Origin of the sequence: Actinokineospora iranica (assembly GCF_900101685.1) — a bacterium.
GTDB classification, from domain to species: domain Bacteria; phylum Actinomycetota; class Actinomycetes; order Mycobacteriales; family Pseudonocardiaceae; genus Actinokineospora; species Actinokineospora iranica.
This window is the reverse complement of the sequence record NZ_FMZZ01000018.1, coordinates 14,937-35,229: the sequence shown is the minus strand read 5'-3', so window position 1 is coordinate 35,229 and position 20,293 is coordinate 14,937. Positions and strand designations below refer to the sequence as shown.

Here is a 20,293-nt window from a genome sequence, read left to right as displayed (position 1 = left end):
ACCAGTGTGAATCAGCCGTGCCGTCCACTGCCGACACCCCGAGGTGAGCCTCCCCCGGGCCGGGGAGCCCGTTCGCGCAGGGCAGAGCCGAAGGGCGCGGTCCCACCATCGTGTCCGGGGACTGCGCGGCGTTCCCGGCTCTGCGACGCTGGCCAGGACGCCTGCGAGTGACAGGAGCGAGAACGTGAGCGAGGACCCACTGCTGTGGCCACCGCCCCCGGTCAAGGTTCTGATCGTCACCGACGACCGGGGCAATTTCTCCGATCGGGCCTGGGGACTGAACGCGCTTATCGCCGCGCTGAAGACCACACCATCGGTCAAAGTCGAGGTGACCACGGCCCACCGCCAGAACACCCTGGAGTCGGCCGAGGCCGACCACAAGAACTTCCGGTTCGACACCCATGATCTCACCCAGTACGACCAGATCTGGCTGTTCGGCGTGTATCGGGAAAAGGAACCGCTGAGCGACAAGGAATTGCGGAAGCTCAGCGAGTTCATGAACGACGGCGGTGGCGTGTTCGCCACCGGCGACCACGAGAACCTCGGCTATGCCATGTGCGGCAAGGTTCCCCGGGTCCGCAGTATGCGCAAGTGGTACTACCCCAAGAAAGATCCGACGGCGCGGACGGAACAGACGGACGAGCCCATCGCCCCGCCCGAGTTCGGCCCGGACCGGCTCGACACGCTGCTGTCGGGAAGCGACGACGTCTTCACGCTCGACGACCAGTCGGACGACATCCCGCAGACGATCTATCCGACCTTCTACTCGGTGAACGATCCCACGGGCAAGCCGTATCGATGGCACACCCACCCCCTGCTGAGCGGGTGCCGGGGGACGATCACCGTGCTGCCGGACCACCCGCACGAGGGCGAGTGCTACGTCCCGGCCAAGCGGGACAACAAGTTCACCTTCGACGGCCACGAAGTGGTCGAGTACCCGCAATCGGTCGCGCCCGTGCTTGTCGCCCACGCCACGGTCGGCGTCGTCCCCGATCCCGCCAAGCACTTCAAGGGAGCGCTGAACCGGCAGTCCTTCGGCGTCATCGGCGCCTACGACGGCCAACTCGCGGACGTCGGCCGGGTGGTGGTCGACGCCACCTGGCACCATTTCTTCAACATCAACCTCATCGGTGACAAAGAAAACTGCGACCCGGTGAAACGCGCGGGCTTCCTCGCCTCGGAAAAGGGGCGGCAGGCGTACGAGGACATCAAGTCGTACTTCCGCAACATCGCGCTGTGGCTCGCCCCACCCCAGGTGCAGTTGTTGATGTGGTGGCGGACGGCCTGGGCGCTGCGCTGGCACCACCAGATCTCGATGAGCCTGCGGCCGGAGTACCTGGCCGATCCCAACAGCCTGACCTTCGATGAGATCAGGCGCGTTGGCCACCTGGCGCGCTCCGCGCGGGTCGAGGGAATCGTGGTCGAGTGGGTGGGCCGCTTGGGCATCGGCGCGCTCCGACCGGAGATCTGGGACACACTGGGCAGTCAGGTCGATCCCTGGCTGGCCACCGCCGCGGAGTCCGGGGGCAGCGCGCTGGACCCCGACCTCGTCATCGAGTCGGCGCTCGGCGCGGTCGTCTACGGCATCGCCGCCGAGTTCCCGGACCCCACCGCCGAAGCCGTCGCCCGAGCCGAGACCGCCGACTGGGCCGAGGTCCTGTCCCCGGCCGTCGACCGCGCGCTCGCCTTGCTGTCCGACCACGTTCAGCGGACCACCGAACAGCTCACCGGCCTCGGCCGCACCCTCTCAGCCGGGTAGCGCGCCCGCGGCCGCTGCTCCAAGCGGGTTGGACCGCTACTGGATCGGCCCAACATGTGCCACGGTTGCGGTATGCGGGGGGTAGCCGACGCGGTCGGAGCGTCGTTGTCGTCGGTGTCGAAGGTGTCCAAGGTGTCGAAGGTGCCGTCGGCGGCATCGCTGTCGTCGGTGGTGCGGGGCCGGTGGCCGCTGCGGGTCGGCGCGGGCCGCGCCGAGTGGCGGCACGCGGTCGTGGTGGGCGCCGGGATCGCCGGGCTGTCGGCCGCCCGGGTGCTGGCCGACCGGTTCGAGCGGGTCACCCTGGTGGAGCAGGACACGGTCGACGCGGACACCGAATACCGCGGCGGCGTCCCGCAGGCCCGGCACACGCACGCGCTGCTCGCCCGCGGCGCGGCCATCCTGGAGGAGCTGTTCCCGGGGCTGCGGGCCGAACTCGCCGGGCGGGGCGCGCCGGTCTTCGACCTCGGGGAGTCCGGGCGGCTGCTGCTGCCCACCGGCTGGGCGCCGCGCGGCGCCATCGGCGTGCCGATCCAGAGCGCCACCCGCGCCGCGCTTGAGGCGGGCATCCGCCGCCGGGTCATGGCGAATCCGGCGGTCACCGTCCTGGGCGGCGTCCGCGTCGACGGCCTGTGCTGGGACGGCGACCGGGTCACCGGGGTGCGCGGCGGCGGGCGGACGATCGAGGCGGACCTCGTGGTCGACGCGAGCGGCCGGACGTCCACGCTGTCCACCGCCGCGTTGGCCGAAGCCGGGCACCCGCTGCCCGCCGAACGCGTCGTGCGGGGCGATCTGTCCTACAGCTCACGGCTTTACCGTGTCCCAGCGGACTTCCAGGCCGACTGGACCGCGACCGCGTGCCTCACCTACGCCCCCGGCACACGCCGGGGCGCGGTCGTCTTCCCGGTCGAGGGCGGGCGCTGGCTGATCACCCTCATCGGCGCGGGCGGCGAGGTCACCCCGGCCGACGAGGCGGGATTCCTCGCCTACGCCCGATCCCTGCCCAACCCGCACATCGCGGACAGCGTCGCGGCCGCCGAACCGGTCGCCCCGCTGTACCGGGTCGTCAAGCTGAACAACCGGTGGACCCTGTTCCACCGCGCGCCGCGCTGGCCGGAGCGCCTGCTGTGCGTCGGCGACGTCGTCTGCGCGCTGAACCCGGTGTACGGGCAGGGAATGACGGTCGCGGCCATGCAGGCGCTGGCCCTGCGCGGCCTGCTCGCCGACCACGCGCGCCGCGGCGACCTGACCGGACTGGCGCGCCGGTTCCAGCGCCAGGCGGCACGGGACCTGCGGCTGCCCTGGCTCATGGCGACCAGCTCGGACCTGGCCTGGAACCTGGACGAGGCCGCCGCGCACACCCGCGTCGCGCACTGGTACTTCGACCGGGTGCTGGACCTGATCCCGCGCGACCGCGACCTGTTCCGGCGCTTCTACCTGACCGCGCACATGGCGGCGAGCCCCGCGGCGCTGCTGCACCCCCGGGTCGTGGCCGCCATCGCGGCGAACTCGGTGCGGCGACTGGGAAGCGCGGCGTGAGCGGCCCCGTCGACGCCCGGGTGCGCCCGCCGCTCGACACTGCGGAGACGTTCGCCCCCGACTGGCACACGGCGGCGGCGGACCATGTGGCCTGGCTGCGGCTGCGCGATCTGGTGCCCGGGCGGGAAATCCACCGCTACCAGGCGCAGGGCCTGTGGAAGCTCATCGCCTACAGCTACCCGCGGGCGCAAGGCGCGGCGCGGCTGCTCCTGATCGACATCCTCGGCTGGTTCACCGTCCTGGACGACCACTTCGACGGCCCGCCCGGCCGCGACCCGGAGCAGGCCCGCGCGTTGGTCGACCTACTGGTGAACGCCCCGGCCGACTCCCCGGCCGACCCGCGCACCGCCGCGATTCTCGCCGCCTGGCAGGACATTCGCCGCCGCCAGTGCCTCGGCATGTCCGACGCGTGGGCGCGGCGGACAGCGGCGGAGTGGGCGCGCTGCCTGGACACGTTCGTCACCGAGGCCCGCCACCGCGCGGACGGGACGCTGCCCACCCCGGACGACGCGGTTCCGCTGCGCAGGCACGCGAGCTGCCTGTACCCGTTCATGAACATGCTCGAACGCGTGCGCGGCGCCGAGCTGCCCGACCGGCTGCGCGCCGACCCCGCGTTCGACCGCCTGCGCGCGCACACCGCCGACGCCGCCACCCTGATCAACGACGTGTTCTCGCTCAGCCGGGAGGAGGAGCGCGACAGCCCGTTCAACATGGTCGTGATCCTCCAGCGCCACCAGGGCGCCGACCGGCCCGCCGCGCTGGCCGCGGTGCGCGCCTGGATTGAGGGCCTGCGCCGGGAAAGCGACGCCCTGCGCGAGAGCCTGAGCCGCGAGTACCCGGACCAGAGCTGGTACCTGCGGCAGACCGCGCGGCTTGTCGACGGCGTGCACCGGTGGAGCAGCACCACTTTCCGCTACCACCACGCGGTGACCGGTCACCCGAACTGAGCGACCGGGGCGTCGGCGTCGGTGTCGAGATAGAAGTCCCGGATGAGCGCGCCAAGCTCGGCGCTGGTGATGAACCCGTCGCCGTCGCTGTCCAGGTCGCGGAAAACCTGCGCGACGTCGACGTCGCCGAACCCGGCGACGGTCAGGTAGTCGGCGAACTCCTGCTCGTCGAGCCTGCCGTCGCCGTTCTCGGCCACGACCCCCACGATCGCGTCGGCCACCGGCTGCGCCACCCGCGACCAGGGCTCACTGGCCACGTCCCGGGGGAAACCGAGGAACAGGTCGATGTACTCCGCGCGCGAGATCCGCCCGACGCTGTCGATCTCGGCCTGGTTCCGCAGCCACTCCCACAGCCCGTAGAACCGCTTCTCCAGCGTCTCGTGCCGCTCGGTGCCCGAGTCGGCGAACCGCGTGTTGAGGCGGTCGATGAACAGCTTCCAGTCCCGCCATTCCAGGTAACCGCTGCGCGTGACGTCGAGGGCGTCGAATTGGCTCTCGATCCGGCGGCGGATGTGGTCGATGGGCATGGGCACTCCCGGGGGTGTCACGAGTCGTGAGCGTGGCTAAGCCCGACGCGGCGGGGGAACTTCCGCGCAGGGGGAAGCCACAGTAGTGCACGGTAAAGCACCCACCCCCGATCTTCACCCGATCGAGGCGATCGTGACAGCGGGTAGCGCGACAATGCCCATGTGTACTGTCTACAAGCGGTGACCGCCACCCGCCCTGTGCTGCGCCAACTGGTTGACGATCTGGAGCACGCGGTCGTCATGCCGCTCGGACACCACCTGTCCCTGCTCCCGATGACCACCGCCCTCCGCGCAGCGGTCGCCCGCGTCGGAGCACCCCCGGAGGCCGGGTTCGCGGACCTGCCCGCCGGGTTCGACCGCGCGCTGGCCGCCTGCTCGGTTCACGGTCCGGTGGCCTATCTGGAAGCCGAGTACTTCGGCGGCGTCGGCGCGCAGAGCGCACAGGTGTGGGACGGCGGGAACGTCGTCCTCGGCCCGCTTTACCTGGCCGAGGGCGAGCCGTTCCCGGCCGAGGGCACGCCGATCTCGCGGGCGCTTCGGCGGCTCGGCGTCACCAGCGGTGGCCACCGCGACGAGTTCGATGCCGTGGGCCTCCACCGCCACCGCGACACTCTGGGTTGGCTCTTGGGTTGAGGGTTTCCGCGCGCTGTCCTGCCTTTTCTTCGGCGAAGTCTCACTGGGGAGGTCAATGACATACTTGAGGGGCGGTTTTCCCCGGCTGAAAGGATTGATCGGCGTGGACGCCCAAGAGATGACGCGCTATATCCGCGAGAGCTTTCCCGGAGTCCGGGTCGCGGAGAACGCCGGGGACGCGTTCTTCATCCACGACCCGGACGGCGACCTTCCCGCCGAGCGCGGGTTTCCCTTCGCGACGGTCGTGACCGGCGATCACTACGACCAGGTCTCCCGGTTGGACCGGCCAGGTGTTTACCGGGTGAACATCGGTCTCACCAAGGCCCGCTACAGCGAGCTTTTCGGGGCCGCCCCGACCACACGCGACGGCGACGGCGTGTGGGAAACGGGTTTTGACTACTCCACAGTGGACACTCTGCTGCCGCATCCGGTCTATGCGGGCCGGCACTGGGTCTGCGTGGTCTCGCCCGGCCCCGCGACGCTGGACACCGTGCGGGACCTGTTGGCCGAGGCCCACCGGTTCGCGGTGCACAAGCACGCCAACCAACGCGCCCGGCGGACCAGGTCGTGATCACCGGTGCGCCGCTCGCCACAATCCCAAGCGCACCAGCTTGTCCGCTGGTGGAATCGAAGGCATGGGCGACCTGCTGCCACCCGAGTTCACCCGGCACACCGTCGACGCCGACGGGGTGCGGATCAACGTCCGCGTCGCGGGAAGCGGCCCGCCGCTCCTGCTGCTGCACGGCTACCCGCAGACCCACCTGATCTGGCACCACATCGCGCCGAGGTTCACCGCCACCCACACCGTGGTCCTGACCGACCTGCGCGGCTACGGCGACAGCGACAAGCCACCGTCGGCCCCCGACCACGCCCCGTATTCGAAACGCGCGATGGCCCGCGACCAGCTGCTGGTCATGCGGGACCTGGGCTTCGAGCGGTTCGCCGTCGCGGGCCACGACCGGGGCGGCCGGGTCGGGCACCGCCTCGCCCTGGACCACCCGGACGCGGTCTCCGCGCTGGCGGTGCTGGACATCGTGCCGACGCGGCACACGTTCCGCACCGCAGACACCGCGTTCGGCCTCGGCTATTTCCACTGGTTCTTCCTCGCAGCGGGCGGCGGCATCCCCGAGCACCTGATCGGCAAGGACCCGGAGTTCTGGGTGCGCAACCGAATGGACATCCGGCACAGCGGCAGCACCCCCTTCTCCCCCGCCGCCCAAGCCGAGTACGTCCGCTGCTTCGCGAACCCCGATGCCATCCACGCCTCCTGCGAGGACTACCGCGCGGCCGCGACCATCGACCTCACCCACGACGACGCCGACGCCGACGCGGGCCGCGGAGTCACCGCGCCGCTCCTGGCCCTGTGGGGCGAACACAGTTTCGTCGGCCGCCACTACAACGTCCTCGACATCTGGCGCGACTACGCCGACGACGTGCGCGGCCAAGCCGTCCCCAGCGACCACTACGTGCCGGAAGAGGCCCCCGAACCCACCACGAGAGCACTCGCGGAGTTCCTGTCCACGGTGCGATAATCGACAGCCTCCACACCGAGGAAAGGCTTGCCATGGCGTCACTGCGCACCCTGGTGTTCATCACGCTGCTGGCAACCGCGCTGGTCACACCGCCCGCATCAGCCACCCCAACCCAGGCGATTCCCATTGCCACGGCAAGGACTCTCCCGTTGGGCACGGTCGTCACCGTGCACGGCACGGTGACCACCCAACCCGGCGCGTTCGAGTCAAGCTTCTTCGACAAGGGCTTCGCCCTGCAGGACGCGAGCGCGGGCATCTACATCAGCCTGCCAACCAAACTCGACGCCAAACCCGGCCACCGCGCCCGGGTGACCGGCACCCTGCGCGACAGCTTCGGCCTACTCATCCTCGTGCCCACAACCGACACCGACGTCACACTAGGACACCCCGGCCCACCAATCCCACCAAAATGGGTGCCCACCTCCGGCGTAAACGAATCAACCGAGGGCAGGCTAGTGCGGGTGTTCGGCAAGGTCACCCAGACACCCACCAGCGACCTCCCGTTCGGCCACAAGTTCTGGGTGGACGACGGCTCAGGCGAGGTCCAGGTCTTCGTCAACCTCGAAACCGGCATCGACGTCACCACTTTCCACCCAGGCCAACGAATGCTGATAACCGGCTTCAGCGGCCAATTCAACGCCGACTACGAAATCCTCCCACGCTCCCCACACGACATCCGCACGCACTAACCTCCAGAAACACCCGAGCGCCTGCCAGGCCGAACCGAGGCTCGCCAGGTGCTCGATGGGGTGGAGTGGTTTCTTCGGGGAGAAGGAAGATCGCTAAGCTGGCCGCGCGTGTGATGCCGCAGGCTTCCCACCCTCTTTCACACGGGCGATCTTCCTTCGTAGGGGCCCTTGGTCTCAACTGGTCAGTGCGACGCTGTGGGATGATCTTGGGGACTGATCGGAGTGTCGTCCTGTGGCGTTGAATGTGTCGTTGTCGTTGGATGAGCGGGAGACGATTTCGCGGGAGTTGGCCTCTGGTCGGTCTCATCGTGGGATCGCGTTGTTGGTGGGCAGGCATCATTCGGTGATCTCTCGGGAGATCGCCCGTAACGGTGGCAACCAGAAATATCGTGCGGTGGCCGCTGATCGGCGGGCCAGGCGGATGCGGGCCCGGCCGAAGGAACGGAAACTGGAACGGGCGGGTCGGGTCCGGGACTATGTGATGGAGAGGCTGGCCTTGCGGTGGTCCCCATGCCAGATAGCGACCCGGTTGCGTGCGGATCACCCCGACGACGAGGAGATGCGCATCTCGCACGAGACGATCTATCAGACGTTGTTCGTCCAGGGCCGGGGCGAGTTGCGGGCGTTGTTGTACCGGGCGTTGCGGTCGGGGCGGGCGAAGCGGGTCTCACCAGCGAAAAGGGCCCCGGCGCATGACCGGATCGCGGGCATGGTCTCGATCAGCGAACGCCCCAAGGAGGCCGACGATCGGGCGGTGCCCGGGTTCTGGGAAGGCGACCTGATCCTCGGGTCGGCCTGCAAATCCCAGATCGCCACACTGGTAGAACGCCAGACCCGGTTCGTGATGCTGATCCGGGTCCCGCACGACCGCTCCGCCGACCGGGTGGCCACCTTGTTGACGTTGAAGATGCGGACGCTGCCCGGGTTTCTGAAGAACTCGTTGACGTGGGACCGGGGAACGGAGATGGGCGAGCACGCGAGGTTCACCCTCGCGACCGGGATGCCGGTCTATTTTTGTGATCCGCATTCACCATGGCAGCGCGGGTCGAACGAGAACACGAACGGGTTGCTGCGCCAGTACTTCCCGAAAGGCACCGACCTGTCGGTGCACTCCCAGGCCCACTTGGACGAGGTCGCCCGCGAGCTCAACGGGCGGCCCCGCATGACCCTGGGCTGGGCAACCCCCACCGAAAAACTCAACCAACTCCTGATCAACCACGGTGTCGCAACGATCACTTGAGACCAAGGCCCCGAAGAAACCACTCCACCTCATCGAGCAAACCACCAGAGCCAACCAGCGAACTAGCCGTCAACCTCCGGAACCGCCACCGTAGACATAATTCGCCCCACCAGCTCCCCAAAGAACTCCGGCCGAACCGCCCCAGGCACGATCCAGTGATCAATCCCCAGCCCAACCCCCAACGCGTGAATCCCCAACGCCAACTCCATCGGGTCAACCGAACCATCGATCCGCCCAGCCCGCTGCTCATCCGCGATAATCCCGGCGATAGCCCGAGGAATCGCCGCGATCCGCTCGATGAACCGCTCACGCAACGCCGGGTCCCGCGCGGCGACCAGTGAGAACTCCAAGTTGAGCAAGAACCGATCCGGGTCGTCCCGAACCTGCCGGGTGCTCGCGTCCGCCAGTGCCTTGACCCGCTCAGCGAACGTCCCACTGGCCTGCGCGAAGAACGCGGTGATCATCTCGACCCGGTCGTCGGTGCTGGCGTCGAACAGCGCGAAGAACAGCTCCTGCTTGCTCTCGAAGTTCGAGTACACGGCACCGTGGCTGTATCCGGCTTCTTCGGCGATGTCGGCGATCGACGCCCCGGCGTATCCGCGCCGGGCGAACACCCGAGCCGCAGCGGCCAGCAGTTCCGCCTTGGTCTGCGCGGCCCGCTCCGCGCGCGGCATTCGGCGTGCAGTCACTGTCGGTCCCGCCCTAGAGGTCATCCGTGGAGTGAACCCGGCGAGAGTACCTGGAGAGATGCTGCCAACTCGCCGCGTTCGCCAGCACCGCTACGCTAACATTGCGACCGCAATCTGGATGACGATCACAATCTGAGGGGGCGTCATGCGCGAGCCGGACAACGGGCCGGACAGCGGCGGCGCGGACTTCGCCGACTCGGCGGGGGCGCTGGACGAGCTGATCGGGCGGCAGGCCCAGATCGAGGCGCTGCTGACCACTGACGGGTTCACCGTCGACCCCGATGGCGCCCGCCGCGCCGCCAAGGCGTGCCGGGACCAGGCCAAACGGGTCGAGGACGCGCTCGCCGCCGCGCGGGTGCTCGCCCGGGCGGACAACTTCGGCCAGTGCGCGGTCGGCGACTCCCTCTCCCGCAAGTTCGCCGCCAAGGCTGGCGACGGGCCAGCGTCGATGGTCGGCCTGCTAACCCAGTCGCGCGACCTGCTCGCGCGGCTCGCGACCGCCTACGACACCGCGGCGGCCGCCTATGACAACACCGAGACGCACGCGACCGCGGAGTTTCGGAACCTGGCCGAGAGGACGCGCGCGTGAACGCCGTCGAACAGCTGCTCAGTCCCGTCCTGGAGGTGCAGTCCGCGCTGGTCGGCACCGACGGCCCCGGCGCGCGCGAGGCCCGGGCCCGCGACCAGGCCCTGGCCACCGCGGACCGCGACGCCCGCCGGGACGCGCTCGCCGCGCAGGGCGACCAGAAGGCCGACGCGGCTGGCGCGGGCTTCGACGCCCCCACGATCGCCGAACTCGACAACTGGCGGGCCTGGGAACTCCAGGAGATGCACGCCCTGCTCGACGGGATCAACCAGGACGGCATCGCCGCGACCGGGTCGGACTGGCAGGCCTTGGGCAAGCAGATCACCGACAGCTTCGAGACCTTCCGCCGCGAGGTGACCTCCGCGGTCGCCGAGACCTGGACCGGCGCCGCCGCGGCGGCCGCCGACGGGTACTGCGCCGCGTTCGCCGAGTGGGGCACGGCGTTCGGGGCTGCCGTCGACGGCACCGGCACCCGGATCCACCAAGCCGCGGCGGCCGTCGACCTCGCCAAGGTGAACCTGCCCGAGGCGCAGGACTTCAACTGGCAGCGCCTGCTGGTCGTGGCCGCCGAGGGCGCGCTGATCGGCGGCGTGGTCGGCGCGGTCGCGGGCGCGGTGGTCGCGGGCCCGGCCGGGGCGCTGGCTGGCGCGGCACTGGGCGCGGCGGCAGGCGGCGCGGTCGGCGGCGGTGGCGACATGGCCGTGCAGTTCGCCGAGCACGAGCAGGCGCGGCAGCGCGCGGCCGAGGTGATGGACCGCTACTACTCCGGCGGCTACGTCGAGGTCGACTCGACCACGCCCGCGTTCGCCGCGGCGGTCTCGTCCGCGCACCCGGGCAGCGGCGGTGGCACGACGGCGAGTTCGTTCGCCGGTGTGCCCGGCGGCGGCTCGGCTTCCGGCCTTCCCGGTGTGGCCACGGGCGTCACCACCGGCGTCGGAAACGGCGTGCCGGGCGGCCTTCCGTTCGGCCGCGGCCCGGTGACCGGCCTGGGCCCGACGGGCGGCGCGGCCCGCCCCGGCTCGCGCGGCGCGGCAGGCGCGGGCGGACGCGGGCTGGGCCACGGCGTGCCCGGCGGCGCGGGCGGGCGGGCGCAGGGCGACGACGACGACGAGGAACGGTTGACCAAGTACGTCCAGAAGGAGGACACCGGCCTGTTCTCCGCGGACGCCCCGTGCGCCAAGCCGATCATCGGCGGGTGAGCGCATGTGGTCGTTGAGCACCACCGAGTTCGACTTCCTGTGGCAGACCCTGGGCCTCGGGGACTACCCGTTCCCGTTGCAGGTCCCCAGCTTCGGCCGCACCGACCGCGAGCGCGCCGCCATCGCCCAGCGCGTCCGCGACGACCTGCGCGGGCGCGGCCTCTTCCACGTGTCCGCCCCCGACCCGGACCTGGAGCGGGCGCTGCGCGTGGTGGCGCGGGCCGACCACTGGCTCGACTCGGTGTGGCTGACCGGCGGCGCCCAGTCCCCGGTCCGGGTGATCACCGCCCGCTGCGCCGACCGGACCGTCCTGCTGCGCCAGGAATCCGGCCCGTCCCCGCACACGGGGGGCGACCTGACACTCACCGACATCGCCCCACAGCGCCTGGTGGACGCGACGCTGGGCGAGCTGCCCGGCTCGACGCCAGGACAGTGGCGCCCGCGACCGGTCCCGGCGGACACACTGTCCACACCGGACTCCCCCGAGCCCGACCCGGACCCGTGGGACCCCGCCCCCGACGCCCCGGCCGACCTGCGCGCCCTGCTGCGCGGCACCCACCCCGCGGGCGGCCAGATCGGCATCACCCTGCGCGATTCGTCCGGCCGCAAACGCCGCGCCCTGGCCGCCCGCTGGTTCGACCGCCGCGACGACGGCCGCTACCTGGCGATCACCTCCCCCGGGCCGGACGGCCGCCTCTGGGTCACCGTCACCCCGGCGGACGCGACCGCCCTGCGCTCCCACGTCCACCGCGCCTTCGGCGAACTCGCCGCAGGCTGAGAAAACCCCGGCGCACGACCTCGCCCTGCCGAAGGGGCTGGTTCCTGCCCGCAAACTGTGGACTCAGGGTCAAGCACATGTGCACGTGCGGACTACGTCCGGCCCCCGGTCCTCGGGCACGCTGGGCAGGTGAGCCGAGAACCGGGGGCGCGAGGAAAGCGCGGCCGCCGCCGGACCAGGGAGTGCGTCCCGCGCCCACCGGGCAGGCCGCCGATGCCATGTGAGCCAAGACCCTCGTCCCGACCGAGTCGCCGCTGGCCGCCGAGGGGTGCGGCCAGATCGACTTCCGGGACGGCGTGGCGCTCAGGGCGCGTAGGTGAGGTGGGTGACCAAGCCGGTGTGCCGCACGCCGAGCGGGGTGAGGTCGATCCGGCCGACGCCGTCGAACAGCCGCTCGCCCCGGCCGAGCAGCACGGGCGCGACGTGCAGGCGCAGTTCGTCGATGAGTCCGGCGGCCAGGAACTGGTTCACCGTGGCCGCCCCGCCCGCGATCGCGACGTCTCGGTCGCCCGCCGCCGCCCGCGCGCGGTCCAGTGCCTCGGTGATGCCGCCGGTCACGAAGTGGAAGGTCGTGCCACCGGCCATCGGCAGCGGCGCGCGCTCGTGGTGGGTGAGGACGAAGACCGGGGCGTGGTAGGGCGGCTCGTCGCCCCACCAGCCGGTCCAGTCCAGGTCCCACTCGCCGCGGCCGGGGCTGAACATGTTGCGCCCCATGATGAACGCGCCCGCGTCGGTGATCTTGGCCAGTTCGGCGGCGTTCGCGTCGGGCTCGTCGAACATCCACCGGTGCAGGCTCGGCTCGGCTCCCTCGCCCAGGGGCTGGTCCAGCCGCTGGTCGGGACCCGCCACGTAGCCGTCGACGGAGACCGATATGTCGCAGGTGACCTTGCCCATCGCTCACTCCTCGTGTCGGGCGGGACGCCGTCGCCCCGCACCGCACCTAAGACGGAGCGAAGCGGCGGGTCTCGACGTCCCCGGACGATATCTCCGGTGTGGGCAGGACCACGACCCCGCGCTCCAGGTCGACGCCGTATCCGGGCGGGCCGCCCTGGGCGTCTTCTTCGCGCATCATCGACATGGAGTCGCGGTGGTCGAGTTCCATCCGCTTGGCGCCGTAGAAGATGGCGGTGAACTCGTTGACATAGGTCGCGGTGACCGGTGTCCCGGAGCGTCCGCGCCGCCGCTGCCGCCGTAGCTCGCACACCCCGGCGGCCACCAGCAGCAGCGTGCTGCCCGGGATGGCCAGACTCAGCACCAGCTCCGTCGTGTCCACCCAGCGACAACGATTCGGTCACCCGAACGGGTTCCACCATCGGGTCTGCGGGCGCGGAACCGACGCGTCCGCCTGGTCGTTGTCCGGACGTGGCGGAGCAGGACCTCTACGCGGTCCTCGGGGTGGCGCCCACCGCGTCGGCCGAGGAGATCGGGCGCGCCTACCGGGACCTGGTCCGCCGACTCCACCCGGACACCCGGGCCGGGGGCGACCCGGCCGCGGCCGAGCGGGCGCTCGCCCGGGTGATCGCCGCCCACGAGACGCTGCGCGATCCCCTGCGCCGGGCAGCGTACGACCGGGCCCACGGCCGCGGCCGCGCCGAACGGGCGACCGGCTCGGCATCCCAGGGCGACATCACGGACCGCGTCGGCGTCCGTCGCGTGCGTGGGCCGTTCATCCGTGTCGGACCGGTCCGCAGGCACCGGTGACGCGGGTCCACCTCACCCGAGATCGGAAAAGCTCACGGCCACGGCTCGGGGCGCTCGGGGACCGGGCGGTGCTGGTCGGCGACGTCGGCCGGGTCCGCCTCGCCGACGGTGGCCTCTTCCAGGTCTTGGGTCTGCTCCGCGTCGTCGACCTCGTCGCGCACCCGGGCGAACCGTCGCTGCTCCACGACGTCGGCGATCGGCTTGTCGAAGTCCTGGTCAGGAAGATTCAGAGGATTCATGGTGGGCACCTCATCGAGTCGTCCGCGAACCCGGGACACGCGGGAGGTCCCGATGGCCGTCTCGGACAGGCGTCTCTCGGACGCGAGGGTGACCCCTGGGGGACGCACCACGACGGACCGGACAGCCACGGGACCATACCCGCTCGGCAATGGCTCACTACGGTTCTCGCACATCACCGCGCGGCCGGAGGCGACCGCTGACGGGAGTCGGCAGCGGGTGTCGACCGGCCCGCTCGCCGCGCTCCCGGACTGGACACCGGCCGGACCCGGACGCCGGGGACTTCGGGGCGCTCGCGCGACACCTCGCCGAAGTTGGCGGCGACGATGGCGTCGAACTCCGCGCGCACCCAGTCCTCGTCGTGGGACACCAGGTCCGCGAATGTCCAGTCCTGCCTCAGGTTCAGCACGTCGGCTCACTCCCCGGACTCTCACCAGGCAACTAACCGATGTAAGATTTATATAGCAACCGCTGTAGGTTTCGTCAAGCGCCTACTGCCGCTATCACCGGGAAGGGAAACGGCCCGTGGGCCTGAGCGACCTCGACGACGAGGACTACCCCGCCTACACCACCGGCCAGGCCGCTGACCTGCTGGGCGTGCGGCAGGCGTTCCTGCGCGGCCTCGACGCGGCCGGGATGCTGGTGCCGCACCGGTCCTCCGGCGGCCACCGCCGGTACTCGCGCCGCCAACTCGCGTTCGCGGTGCGTTTCCGGGCCCTGTTCGACGACGGCCACACCCGCACCGCCGCCGCCCGCATCCTGCGGCTGGAGGACGACCTGGCCGCGGCCCGCACCGAGATCGCCGAACTCCGCGTCCGCCTCGGCCACGCCACAACCACCGACGGCACAACGACCGACGCCACCGCGACCGCCGACGACACCGCGACCAGGGATGGCGGCGCGACCGCCGACGGGGCCCGCTAGCCGGTCACGGCGAAAATCCGGGCCCAGGCGGCGAAACAGGTCACCCGCCACAGCCGCAGGACCGTCGTCTTGTCCGGCCGCGACGGGGCGGCCGAGGCACGTAGCGCGGTCGGGTCCAGCAGGTCGGGCCATTCCTCGGCCGCGCGGTCGGCTTCGGCCCGCAGGCGGTCGAGCGAGTTGTCCAGCAGCCAGGCGACCTCCAGCCCCGAATAGCTCACCTTCTCCGCCCGCCGCAGCAGGCGTGGCGGGACGAGGTCGCGGACGGCCGACCGCAGCACCTGTTTGCTGTGCCCGTTCACCAGTTTGTGCGCGCCGCCCAGCCCGATCGACAGGTCGACCAGGCTCCGGTCGAGGAACGGCGACCGCGCATCCTGCCCGAAGGCCGAGCCGATTTCCCGGTTCTGGCGCAGCAGCATCGGCAGCGCGCCGAAGCGCAGGTGGTGGCGGCACAGCTCGCCGAACGACCGGATCGGCGGGAAGCGCTCGTCCCGCATGGCCTCCGCGCCCACCGGCCGCAGGTCTTCCGCGAGCCAGCCCAGGTGCGCGTGCGGGTCCGCCAGGTGCCCGGGCGGGTGCGACGTGCTCACAAAGGGCAGGCCCGGCACGTGGTCGCCCCGCCGCGGCGCCGCGAACGACCGCTGCCACGGCACGTATCCGCCGAGTTGCTCGTCGGCGCCGATGCCGTCGAGGCTCACCCGGACGCCGTCCTCGGCCATCCGGGCGCGCACCGCCCAGTGGGCCGCGATGATGGAACGCTCATACGGGACTTCGAGCGCGGCGACGAGAGTGTCCCGGTGCCGCATCAGATCGGCGCCACCGACCATCGCGCGATGGTGGGTCATTCCGCCGCGGGCAACGACTTCCGCGACCACCTCGGCCTGATCATGCTCAGGCACACCGAAATACGCCTTGTAGGTTGGCACAGCTGGTTCGGCGGGCAGGAAAGCGGCGATCGCGGAGCTGTCGAGACCGCCGGACAGCAGCAGCGCGCCCGGCGCCGCGCGGCGCACCGCGGCCCGCAGCCGAGTCCGGAACTCGGCGGCCGCCTCGTCCGGCCCGAGGTCGAGCGTGTCCGGCGCGGGCAGCGGGCACCATTCCCGCACGGCTGGTCCCGCGGCGCCCGGAGTCCACTCGCGCAGGTTCAGATCGAGGACCGAACCCGGTGGGAGCTGGTGGATTCCCTCGATGAGCGTGCTGTCGTCCTGATCGGTGAAGCCGTTGACGAGGAAGTCCACCGCGGCCGCCACGTTCAGCCTCGGCTTGCCCACGCCGAGCGCGCTGACCCGGTCGGCGATCACGAGGCCGTCCGCGTTCTCTTGCCAGTACAGCGTTTTGCCCCCGAACCGGTCGCGGCCCGCGATCAGCCGTCGGCTTTCCCTGTCCCAGAACACGAAGGCGAACTGGCCGTCGAGGTCACGCAGCCCGGCCACCCCGTGCTCGGTGAGCTGGTCCAGAATCAGGTCCGCGGTCGCGCTGCCCGCGCCGAAAACGCTTCCGGTGACCGCGATCCGGCGCGCGCCGTGCCGGGCCGTGGCGTACCCGTTGCCCCAGGTCGGCGGGCGGCCGTCCGGCTTCCAGCGCCACATCAGAAGAGCTGCCTGTCACGGTCGGCGGAGAGGACCGAGCCCTGTTCGGAGTGCGGCGCGTCCACGCTGGCGGGCAGCACGGAGGGGAACAGGTTGAGCCGCCGCCACCGCGGGAACCCGGCGGGCCGCATGGATTCCGGTGTGGACTTCGGGTTCGCCCACACGATGAACTCGCGGCCGTCGAAGCGGACACTCGCCACGACCGTCACCGGCCGCCGCACTGCCACGCACACCCGGTGCAGCGCCTCGAAGAAGAAGTACGGCCGAATCTCGAAGGCCCCCGGTTGCGAGAGGACAGTCCACGCCAACTCCGCGGCTTGGTCGCCGTCGAGCTCATCCGACGAGGGCAGTCCCTTGATCCGCTCGACGGTGAGATAGCGGGCCCCGTCCCAGAGCCGCCACCGGGCGGGGAAGACCAGATGATTCCACTTGGCGCAGTGCAGGTTGCTGAACATCGCCATGCTGAACTCGGTCTTGACCCCCAGATACGGCATCAGCCCGTTGACCGCGAACAGGCCGAGCACCAGCGCCAGCGGCGACCACAACCCGGCAGGCACCTGGTGGTCCGCGGCCCCGGGGTCGGCGAAGGTCTGCGCGACCGCCAGCAGGAACCATGCCGTGAGCAGACCGAACACCGTCTGGATCACCCACGCCGGACCGCGGTGCCGGTAGGGCAGGTTCCAGTTGGCCCGGTGCGGGGTCACCAGCCACACCAGCGCGACGGCGGCCACCCCGGCGACGGCGGCCGTGGCGTCCAGCGGGAGCGCGGGCCAGTCCGAGTGGGCGGCCCACGGCAGAAAGGCGGCGAGCCCGGCGTACATCACGGCCGAGAAGTTCACGATGCCCACCAAAGCGAGGCCGAAGTGGAACGCGATGCCCACCAGCATTCCCACGCCCCGGGTCTGCGGCGCGATCAGCAGCACCGGCACGGCGAGTTCGCACACCAGAGTGCTCACGATCGAGCAGCTTTTGATCCGGTCGACCAGCCGCGGATCGCGGACGTCTCGGTCCCAGCAGACGAACGCGGCGAGAGCGCCCGCGTAACCGTCCAGCGAAAGGAAACCGCGGTTGAGCTTGTGCGTGAACGCCAGCAGGTAGGTGAGAATCACCAGCCACTGGACGCCGACGGCCTGCACCGCCTGGCTTTCCGCCCTCGGCACGCCGAACAGCGCAGCGCAGTCGGCCAGCAGGATCACCGCGAGCATGAACAGCGCCAGCACCAAGTGGTTCGACACCCGCAGCGAATAGCTCGCGATCACCAAGAGCAGCAGCGAGAAGACCGCCAGGTGCGCGAGCGGCGACGACGGCTGGACCGTCATCCAGACACACGCGGCCATGAACGCCAGGTGCAGCACGGCATGGGTCCGGGAGCGCAGCCGCAAGCCCAGCGTGGGGACGAAACAGCGCCGCAAGTACTCGCCGCCGTCGCGGGCCAGGTAGAGCAGCTCGTGCGCCAGCAGCGCCGCGCCGAGAAGACAGGCGATGATCACGACGGCCGCCTGCCCGAGACGACGCTGTAGAGCGGGCTTTCCCGCAGCAGGTAGGCGCGCGCCCGCTCGGTGCGGGCGGACCCGCCGCCGGGCGGGGCGTCCAGGAAGCCGAGCGCGGCCTCGACGGCAGGCATCGCCCCGGCCGCGCGGCCGGTTGTGCCCGGCCGGGCCGCGGTCTCGGCGATGCCCGCTGGGGTGGCGGCGAGGATCTCGAAGAGCCCCGTGTCCAGGGCGGCCAGTTGGGGCATCGGGAGCAGGTGGCGGCCGTGCCGCAGCCGCAGTGGCGCGGTGTCGCCACCCTCGCCAGCCTCGTCGACCTCGGGCGCGGCTGTCACGGGCGGGCCACCCAGTGCGCGTAGAGCGGGCGGACCTCGGTCGGGAGGGCGTCGAACTCGGCCGCCACGAGCGGCGGGGCCGTGGTGGGCCTGCCGTCCATGAGTTCGTCCACGAGCAGCGCCTGCGTGGAGCCTGGCCGCCGGACTTCGAGGTTGAGCCACCAGGGCGCGTACCGGACGGCCAGCGCGATCCGGCTTTCCCCGGCGCGGTTAGGCGCGACCGCGTGCCACAGGCGGGCGTCGTAGAGCACGGCGCTGCCCTCGGGCCCGGTCACCTGCCGTTCCTCTAAATGCGGCCGGGCGGCGATGGCGTCGCCGTAGGGCTGCGGGATGCGGGCGGCCGTCGACTGGTCGAACGGCCAGTCGCAGTGCCAGAACCCGCGCCGGGCGCCGGGCCGGGTCACGATGCCGAAGTCGCTCGACACCCGCGCGTAGCCGCCGAGCAGGCTGCGCACCACGCCGATCAGGCGGTCGCCTGCGACGAAACCGGCCCGCTCCCCCAGTTTCGCCACGATCCCCGCGGCCTTCGAGATCCGCTGGTATCGGCTGGTGTCCGCGCTGCCGTTGCTGGTGGGCGTCCAGGTCGCGGCGCACGCGGGCGCCTGCGCGTGGTCCTCGGCGCGGATGAGGTCCGCGACCGCGGGCAGCGCGCGGTCCGGAATCACCTCCGGCAGCACGCACCACCCCTGCTCGTGGACTTGTTCGGCGAGCGGGTCGAGGTCGTCGGTCACCAGGGCCGTTCCTAGAGTTCGATGAGGTCGGGGAACTCGCCGCGGCCGTGGTCGCGCACGGCGGCCTCGGTCTGCTCGACGGTGATGCGGTTGAAAATGGCCAGCCTGCCCGAATAGAGGCGCCGGATGCGCTCGGCCGCCCCGTCGCGGGCCCAGCCTTCCATCAGGGCGGCGGTGTAGCCGATGTGCCGGACTTCGTCGCGCACCAGGCCTTCGAGAATGCGGCGCGTGGTCGCCTTGTTTCGCTTCGGGGTGAGCCCGAAGACAACCGGAGCGAACAGGTGCATGTGCAGCCGGGTGCGGATCTCGCCGATGTTCATCTGCACGAGATGGTCGATCAGGTGTTCCTGTGGAATCGGGTTCTCCGTTTTGACCAGCGGGCGGGCCCGGACATCTGGCAGCGACCACTCCAGCCGGTCGCCGGACTCTGGCGACAGGAATCCGGGAAACGCGGTCTCGGTGAGCCGGACGAACAGCCGGGAATGCGCGGCCTCGTCGCGCGCGTGGTGCAGGATCTGGTCGGCCGCCGCGGTGTCGTGGTGCACGGACCGCCACAGCCGGAACAGTTTCTCCGACCCCTCGCTTTCGGCGGGACCATTGGCCAGCACGGCCCTGGCCGCGTATCCCGGAACGGTCGTCGCGCAGCGCCAGAAGAACTCGACGTAGCGCGGCCGCGCGAAAACCGGTACGGCGTCGGAAAACGCGGCCGTCACAGCGTCGGTGTAAAAAGGAAGGTCGTCGTCGGTGTGCTCTCGCACCACGTCCAGCAGTTGGTCTAGATAGTCTCGCGGACAGACGTCGCGGACGTAGTGCCGCAGGGCGGAGTGCGAGAGAACGTCCCGATCGTCGGTGGAACCGTCGCCCATCTCCCCGCCCGTCAGGAAAGGGAGGCGAGGTGCCGGTTGTACGTGGTGATCGCGGCCACCTGGATCTCGGTGCCGGTGGCGTCCGCGATCGCCGCCGCGCCCGCCTCGGCGTCCTCGGCCGAGTCGGCCTCGACGATGTCGATAGTGGTGTCCTCGGAGGTCTGGTAACTCGCGGTGACGAAGAAACTCGGCGCGGCCTCGCGGTAGGCCCGCCGCACGCCGCTGCTCTTGGCCAGCAGGTCGGAGCCCTCCAGGAGGCCGGGCGGGAATTTCGTGGTGAGCAGATAAAGCCCCATTGTCGTGTCCCT

At 70.9% G+C, this 20,293-nt stretch carries 25 protein-coding genes; 13 read left to right on the top strand and 12 right to left on the bottom strand.

The genetic code is table 11. The annotated features are described in order from the left end of the window. Positions 1-184: 184 nt before the first annotated feature. The 3 genes from BLS56_RS26755 to BLS56_RS26745 all read left to right on the top strand — a co-directional run bounded on the left by BLS56_RS26755 (position 185) and on the right by BLS56_RS26745 (position 4,242). Positions 185-1,759: a hypothetical protein gene (locus BLS56_RS26755; protein WP_091456398.1), complete on the top strand. Its 1,575-nt coding sequence runs from the start codon at positions 185-187 to the stop codon at positions 1,757-1,759. Between the two features lie 72 nt (positions 1,760-1,831). After that, entirely contained in the window at positions 1,832-3,295 is a 1,464-nt protein-coding gene (locus BLS56_RS26750) for an FAD-dependent oxidoreductase (protein WP_091456395.1), read from the top strand. Continuing rightward, positions 3,292-4,242, top strand: coding sequence for a terpene synthase family protein (locus BLS56_RS26745; protein ID WP_091456394.1), 951 nt, complete (start codon positions 3,292-3,294; stop codon positions 4,240-4,242). Before BLS56_RS26750 ends, BLS56_RS26745 begins: the two co-directional genes overlap by 4 nt. Here the strand turns inward: BLS56_RS26745 and BLS56_RS26740 are convergent. Continuing rightward, positions 4,230-4,769 (bottom strand): EF-hand domain-containing protein, encoded by a 540-nt coding sequence (locus BLS56_RS26740; RefSeq protein ID WP_091456391.1) that lies wholly within the window; start codon positions 4,767-4,769, stop codon positions 4,230-4,232. The genes BLS56_RS26745 and BLS56_RS26740 overlap by 13 nt on opposite strands. 180 nt (positions 4,770-4,949) lie before the next feature. On the opposite strand from BLS56_RS26740, the gene BLS56_RS26735 reads away from it, so the two are divergent. From BLS56_RS26735 to BLS56_RS26715, 5 genes are all read left to right on the top strand, one after another. Beyond that, positions 4,950-5,402: a hypothetical protein gene (locus tag BLS56_RS26735; protein WP_228771964.1), complete on the top strand. Its 453-nt coding sequence runs from the start codon at positions 4,950-4,952 to the stop codon at positions 5,400-5,402. Positions 5,403-5,457: 55 nt separating this feature from the next. Further along, positions 5,458-5,973, top strand: a complete 516-nt coding sequence (locus BLS56_RS26730; protein WP_228771963.1) for a DUF6194 family protein — start codon at positions 5,458-5,460, stop codon at positions 5,971-5,973. Positions 5,974-6,037: 64 nt separating this feature from the next. After that, positions 6,038-6,934 carry an alpha/beta fold hydrolase gene (locus tag BLS56_RS26725; protein ID WP_091456384.1) on the top strand — a complete coding sequence of 299 codons (897 nt, stop codon included), beginning with the start codon at positions 6,038-6,040 and terminating at the stop codon, positions 6,932-6,934. A gap of 32 nt (positions 6,935-6,966) precedes the next feature. Beyond that, entirely contained in the window at positions 6,967-7,623 is a 657-nt protein-coding gene (locus BLS56_RS26720) for a single stranded DNA-binding domain-containing protein (RefSeq protein WP_091456381.1), read from the top strand. Positions 7,624-7,855: 232 nt separating this feature from the next. Beyond that, positions 7,856-8,863, top strand: coding sequence for an IS30 family transposase (locus BLS56_RS26715; protein WP_324187541.1), 1,008 nt, complete (start codon positions 7,856-7,858; stop codon positions 8,861-8,863). Positions 8,864-8,925: 62 nt separating this feature from the next. On the opposite strand, the gene BLS56_RS26710 is transcribed toward BLS56_RS26715, so the two are convergent. Next, positions 8,926-9,552, bottom strand: coding sequence for a TetR/AcrR family transcriptional regulator (locus BLS56_RS26710; protein WP_228771962.1), 627 nt, complete (start codon positions 9,550-9,552; stop codon positions 8,926-8,928). Positions 9,553-9,697: 145 nt separating this feature from the next. Here BLS56_RS26710 and BLS56_RS26705 point away from each other — a divergent pair, with 145 nt between their 5' ends. From BLS56_RS26705 to BLS56_RS26695, 3 genes are read left to right on the top strand one after another with little or no spacing between them, the layout of a single operon-like run. Further along, on the top strand, positions 9,698-10,141 hold the full coding sequence (locus tag BLS56_RS26705) for a hypothetical protein (RefSeq protein ID WP_091456377.1): 444 nt from the start codon (positions 9,698-9,700) through the stop codon (positions 10,139-10,141). Then, a complete protein-coding gene (locus BLS56_RS26700) occupies positions 10,138-11,337 on the top strand; it encodes a hypothetical protein (RefSeq protein ID WP_091456375.1) in 1,200 nt (399 codons plus the stop codon). The genes BLS56_RS26705 and BLS56_RS26700 overlap by 4 nt, the downstream gene beginning before the upstream one ends. Positions 11,338-11,341: 4 nt before the next feature. Then, entirely contained in the window at positions 11,342-12,115 is a 774-nt protein-coding gene (locus BLS56_RS26695; protein WP_091456372.1) for an ESX secretion-associated protein EspG, read from the top strand. A gap of 303 nt (positions 12,116-12,418) precedes the next feature. On the opposite strand, the gene BLS56_RS26690 is transcribed toward BLS56_RS26695, so the two are convergent. After that, positions 12,419-13,009, bottom strand: a complete 591-nt coding sequence (locus BLS56_RS26690; RefSeq protein ID WP_091456370.1) for a dihydrofolate reductase family protein — start codon at positions 13,007-13,009, stop codon at positions 12,419-12,421. Between the two features lie 46 nt (positions 13,010-13,055). Beyond that, positions 13,056-13,388 (bottom strand): DUF6191 domain-containing protein, encoded by a 333-nt coding sequence (locus BLS56_RS26685; protein WP_091456368.1) that lies wholly within the window; start codon positions 13,386-13,388, stop codon positions 13,056-13,058. 89 nt (positions 13,389-13,477) lie between these two features. Between BLS56_RS26685 and BLS56_RS26680 the strand changes: the two genes are divergently transcribed. Continuing rightward, positions 13,478-13,816 carry a J domain-containing protein gene (locus tag BLS56_RS26680; protein WP_175483064.1) on the top strand — a complete coding sequence of 113 codons (339 nt, stop codon included), beginning with the start codon at positions 13,478-13,480 and terminating at the stop codon, positions 13,814-13,816. Positions 13,817-13,848: 32 nt separating this feature from the next. Here BLS56_RS26680 and BLS56_RS26675 read toward each other — a convergent pair whose 3' ends face one another. Both BLS56_RS26675 and BLS56_RS26670 read right to left on the bottom strand, forming a co-directional pair. Beyond that, a complete protein-coding gene (locus BLS56_RS26675; protein WP_091456365.1) occupies positions 13,849-14,055 on the bottom strand; it encodes a hypothetical protein in 207 nt (68 codons plus the stop codon). 173 nt (positions 14,056-14,228) lie between these two features. After that, positions 14,229-14,462, bottom strand: a complete 234-nt coding sequence (locus tag BLS56_RS26670) for a hypothetical protein (RefSeq protein WP_091456363.1) — start codon at positions 14,460-14,462, stop codon at positions 14,229-14,231. 116 nt (positions 14,463-14,578) lie between these two features. Here BLS56_RS26670 and BLS56_RS26665 point away from each other — a divergent pair, with 116 nt between their 5' ends. Further along, complete coding sequence (locus tag BLS56_RS26665) at positions 14,579-14,977, top strand: helix-turn-helix domain-containing protein (protein WP_091456360.1); 399 nt, start codon at positions 14,579-14,581, stop codon at positions 14,975-14,977. Here the strand turns inward: BLS56_RS26665 and BLS56_RS26660 are convergent. The 6 genes from BLS56_RS26660 to BLS56_RS26635 are packed head-to-tail and all read right to left on the bottom strand — an operon-like array spanning position 14,974 to position 20,281. Further along, the gene (locus BLS56_RS26660; RefSeq protein WP_091456358.1) at positions 14,974-16,563 is read right to left on the bottom strand and encodes an asparagine synthetase B family protein; all 1,590 of its coding nucleotides are present in this window, start codon (positions 16,561-16,563) and stop codon (positions 14,974-14,976) included. The two genes, BLS56_RS26665 and BLS56_RS26660, sit on opposite strands and share 4 nt — an antisense overlap. Further along, positions 16,563-18,053: a hypothetical protein gene (locus tag BLS56_RS26655; RefSeq protein ID WP_091456356.1), complete on the bottom strand. Its 1,491-nt coding sequence runs from the start codon at positions 18,051-18,053 to the stop codon at positions 16,563-16,565. Before BLS56_RS26655 ends, BLS56_RS26660 begins: the two co-directional genes overlap by 1 nt. Then, positions 18,050-18,388, bottom strand: a complete 339-nt coding sequence (locus BLS56_RS26650) for a hypothetical protein (RefSeq protein WP_091456354.1) — start codon at positions 18,386-18,388, stop codon at positions 18,050-18,052. The genes BLS56_RS26655 and BLS56_RS26650 overlap by 4 nt, the downstream gene beginning before the upstream one ends. Further along, on the bottom strand, positions 18,385-19,119 hold the full coding sequence (locus BLS56_RS26645) for a phytanoyl-CoA dioxygenase family protein (RefSeq protein ID WP_091456352.1): 735 nt from the start codon (positions 19,117-19,119) through the stop codon (positions 18,385-18,387). The genes BLS56_RS26650 and BLS56_RS26645 overlap by 4 nt, the downstream gene beginning before the upstream one ends. An 11-nt stretch (positions 19,120-19,130) precedes the next feature. After that, positions 19,131-19,985, bottom strand: a complete 855-nt coding sequence (locus tag BLS56_RS26640; protein ID WP_091456349.1) for a hypothetical protein — start codon at positions 19,983-19,985, stop codon at positions 19,131-19,133. An 11-nt stretch (positions 19,986-19,996) separates the two neighbouring features. Next, positions 19,997-20,281 (bottom strand): hypothetical protein, encoded by a 285-nt coding sequence (locus tag BLS56_RS26635; protein WP_091456347.1) that lies wholly within the window; start codon positions 20,279-20,281, stop codon positions 19,997-19,999. Positions 20,282-20,293: the final 12 nt, after the last annotated feature.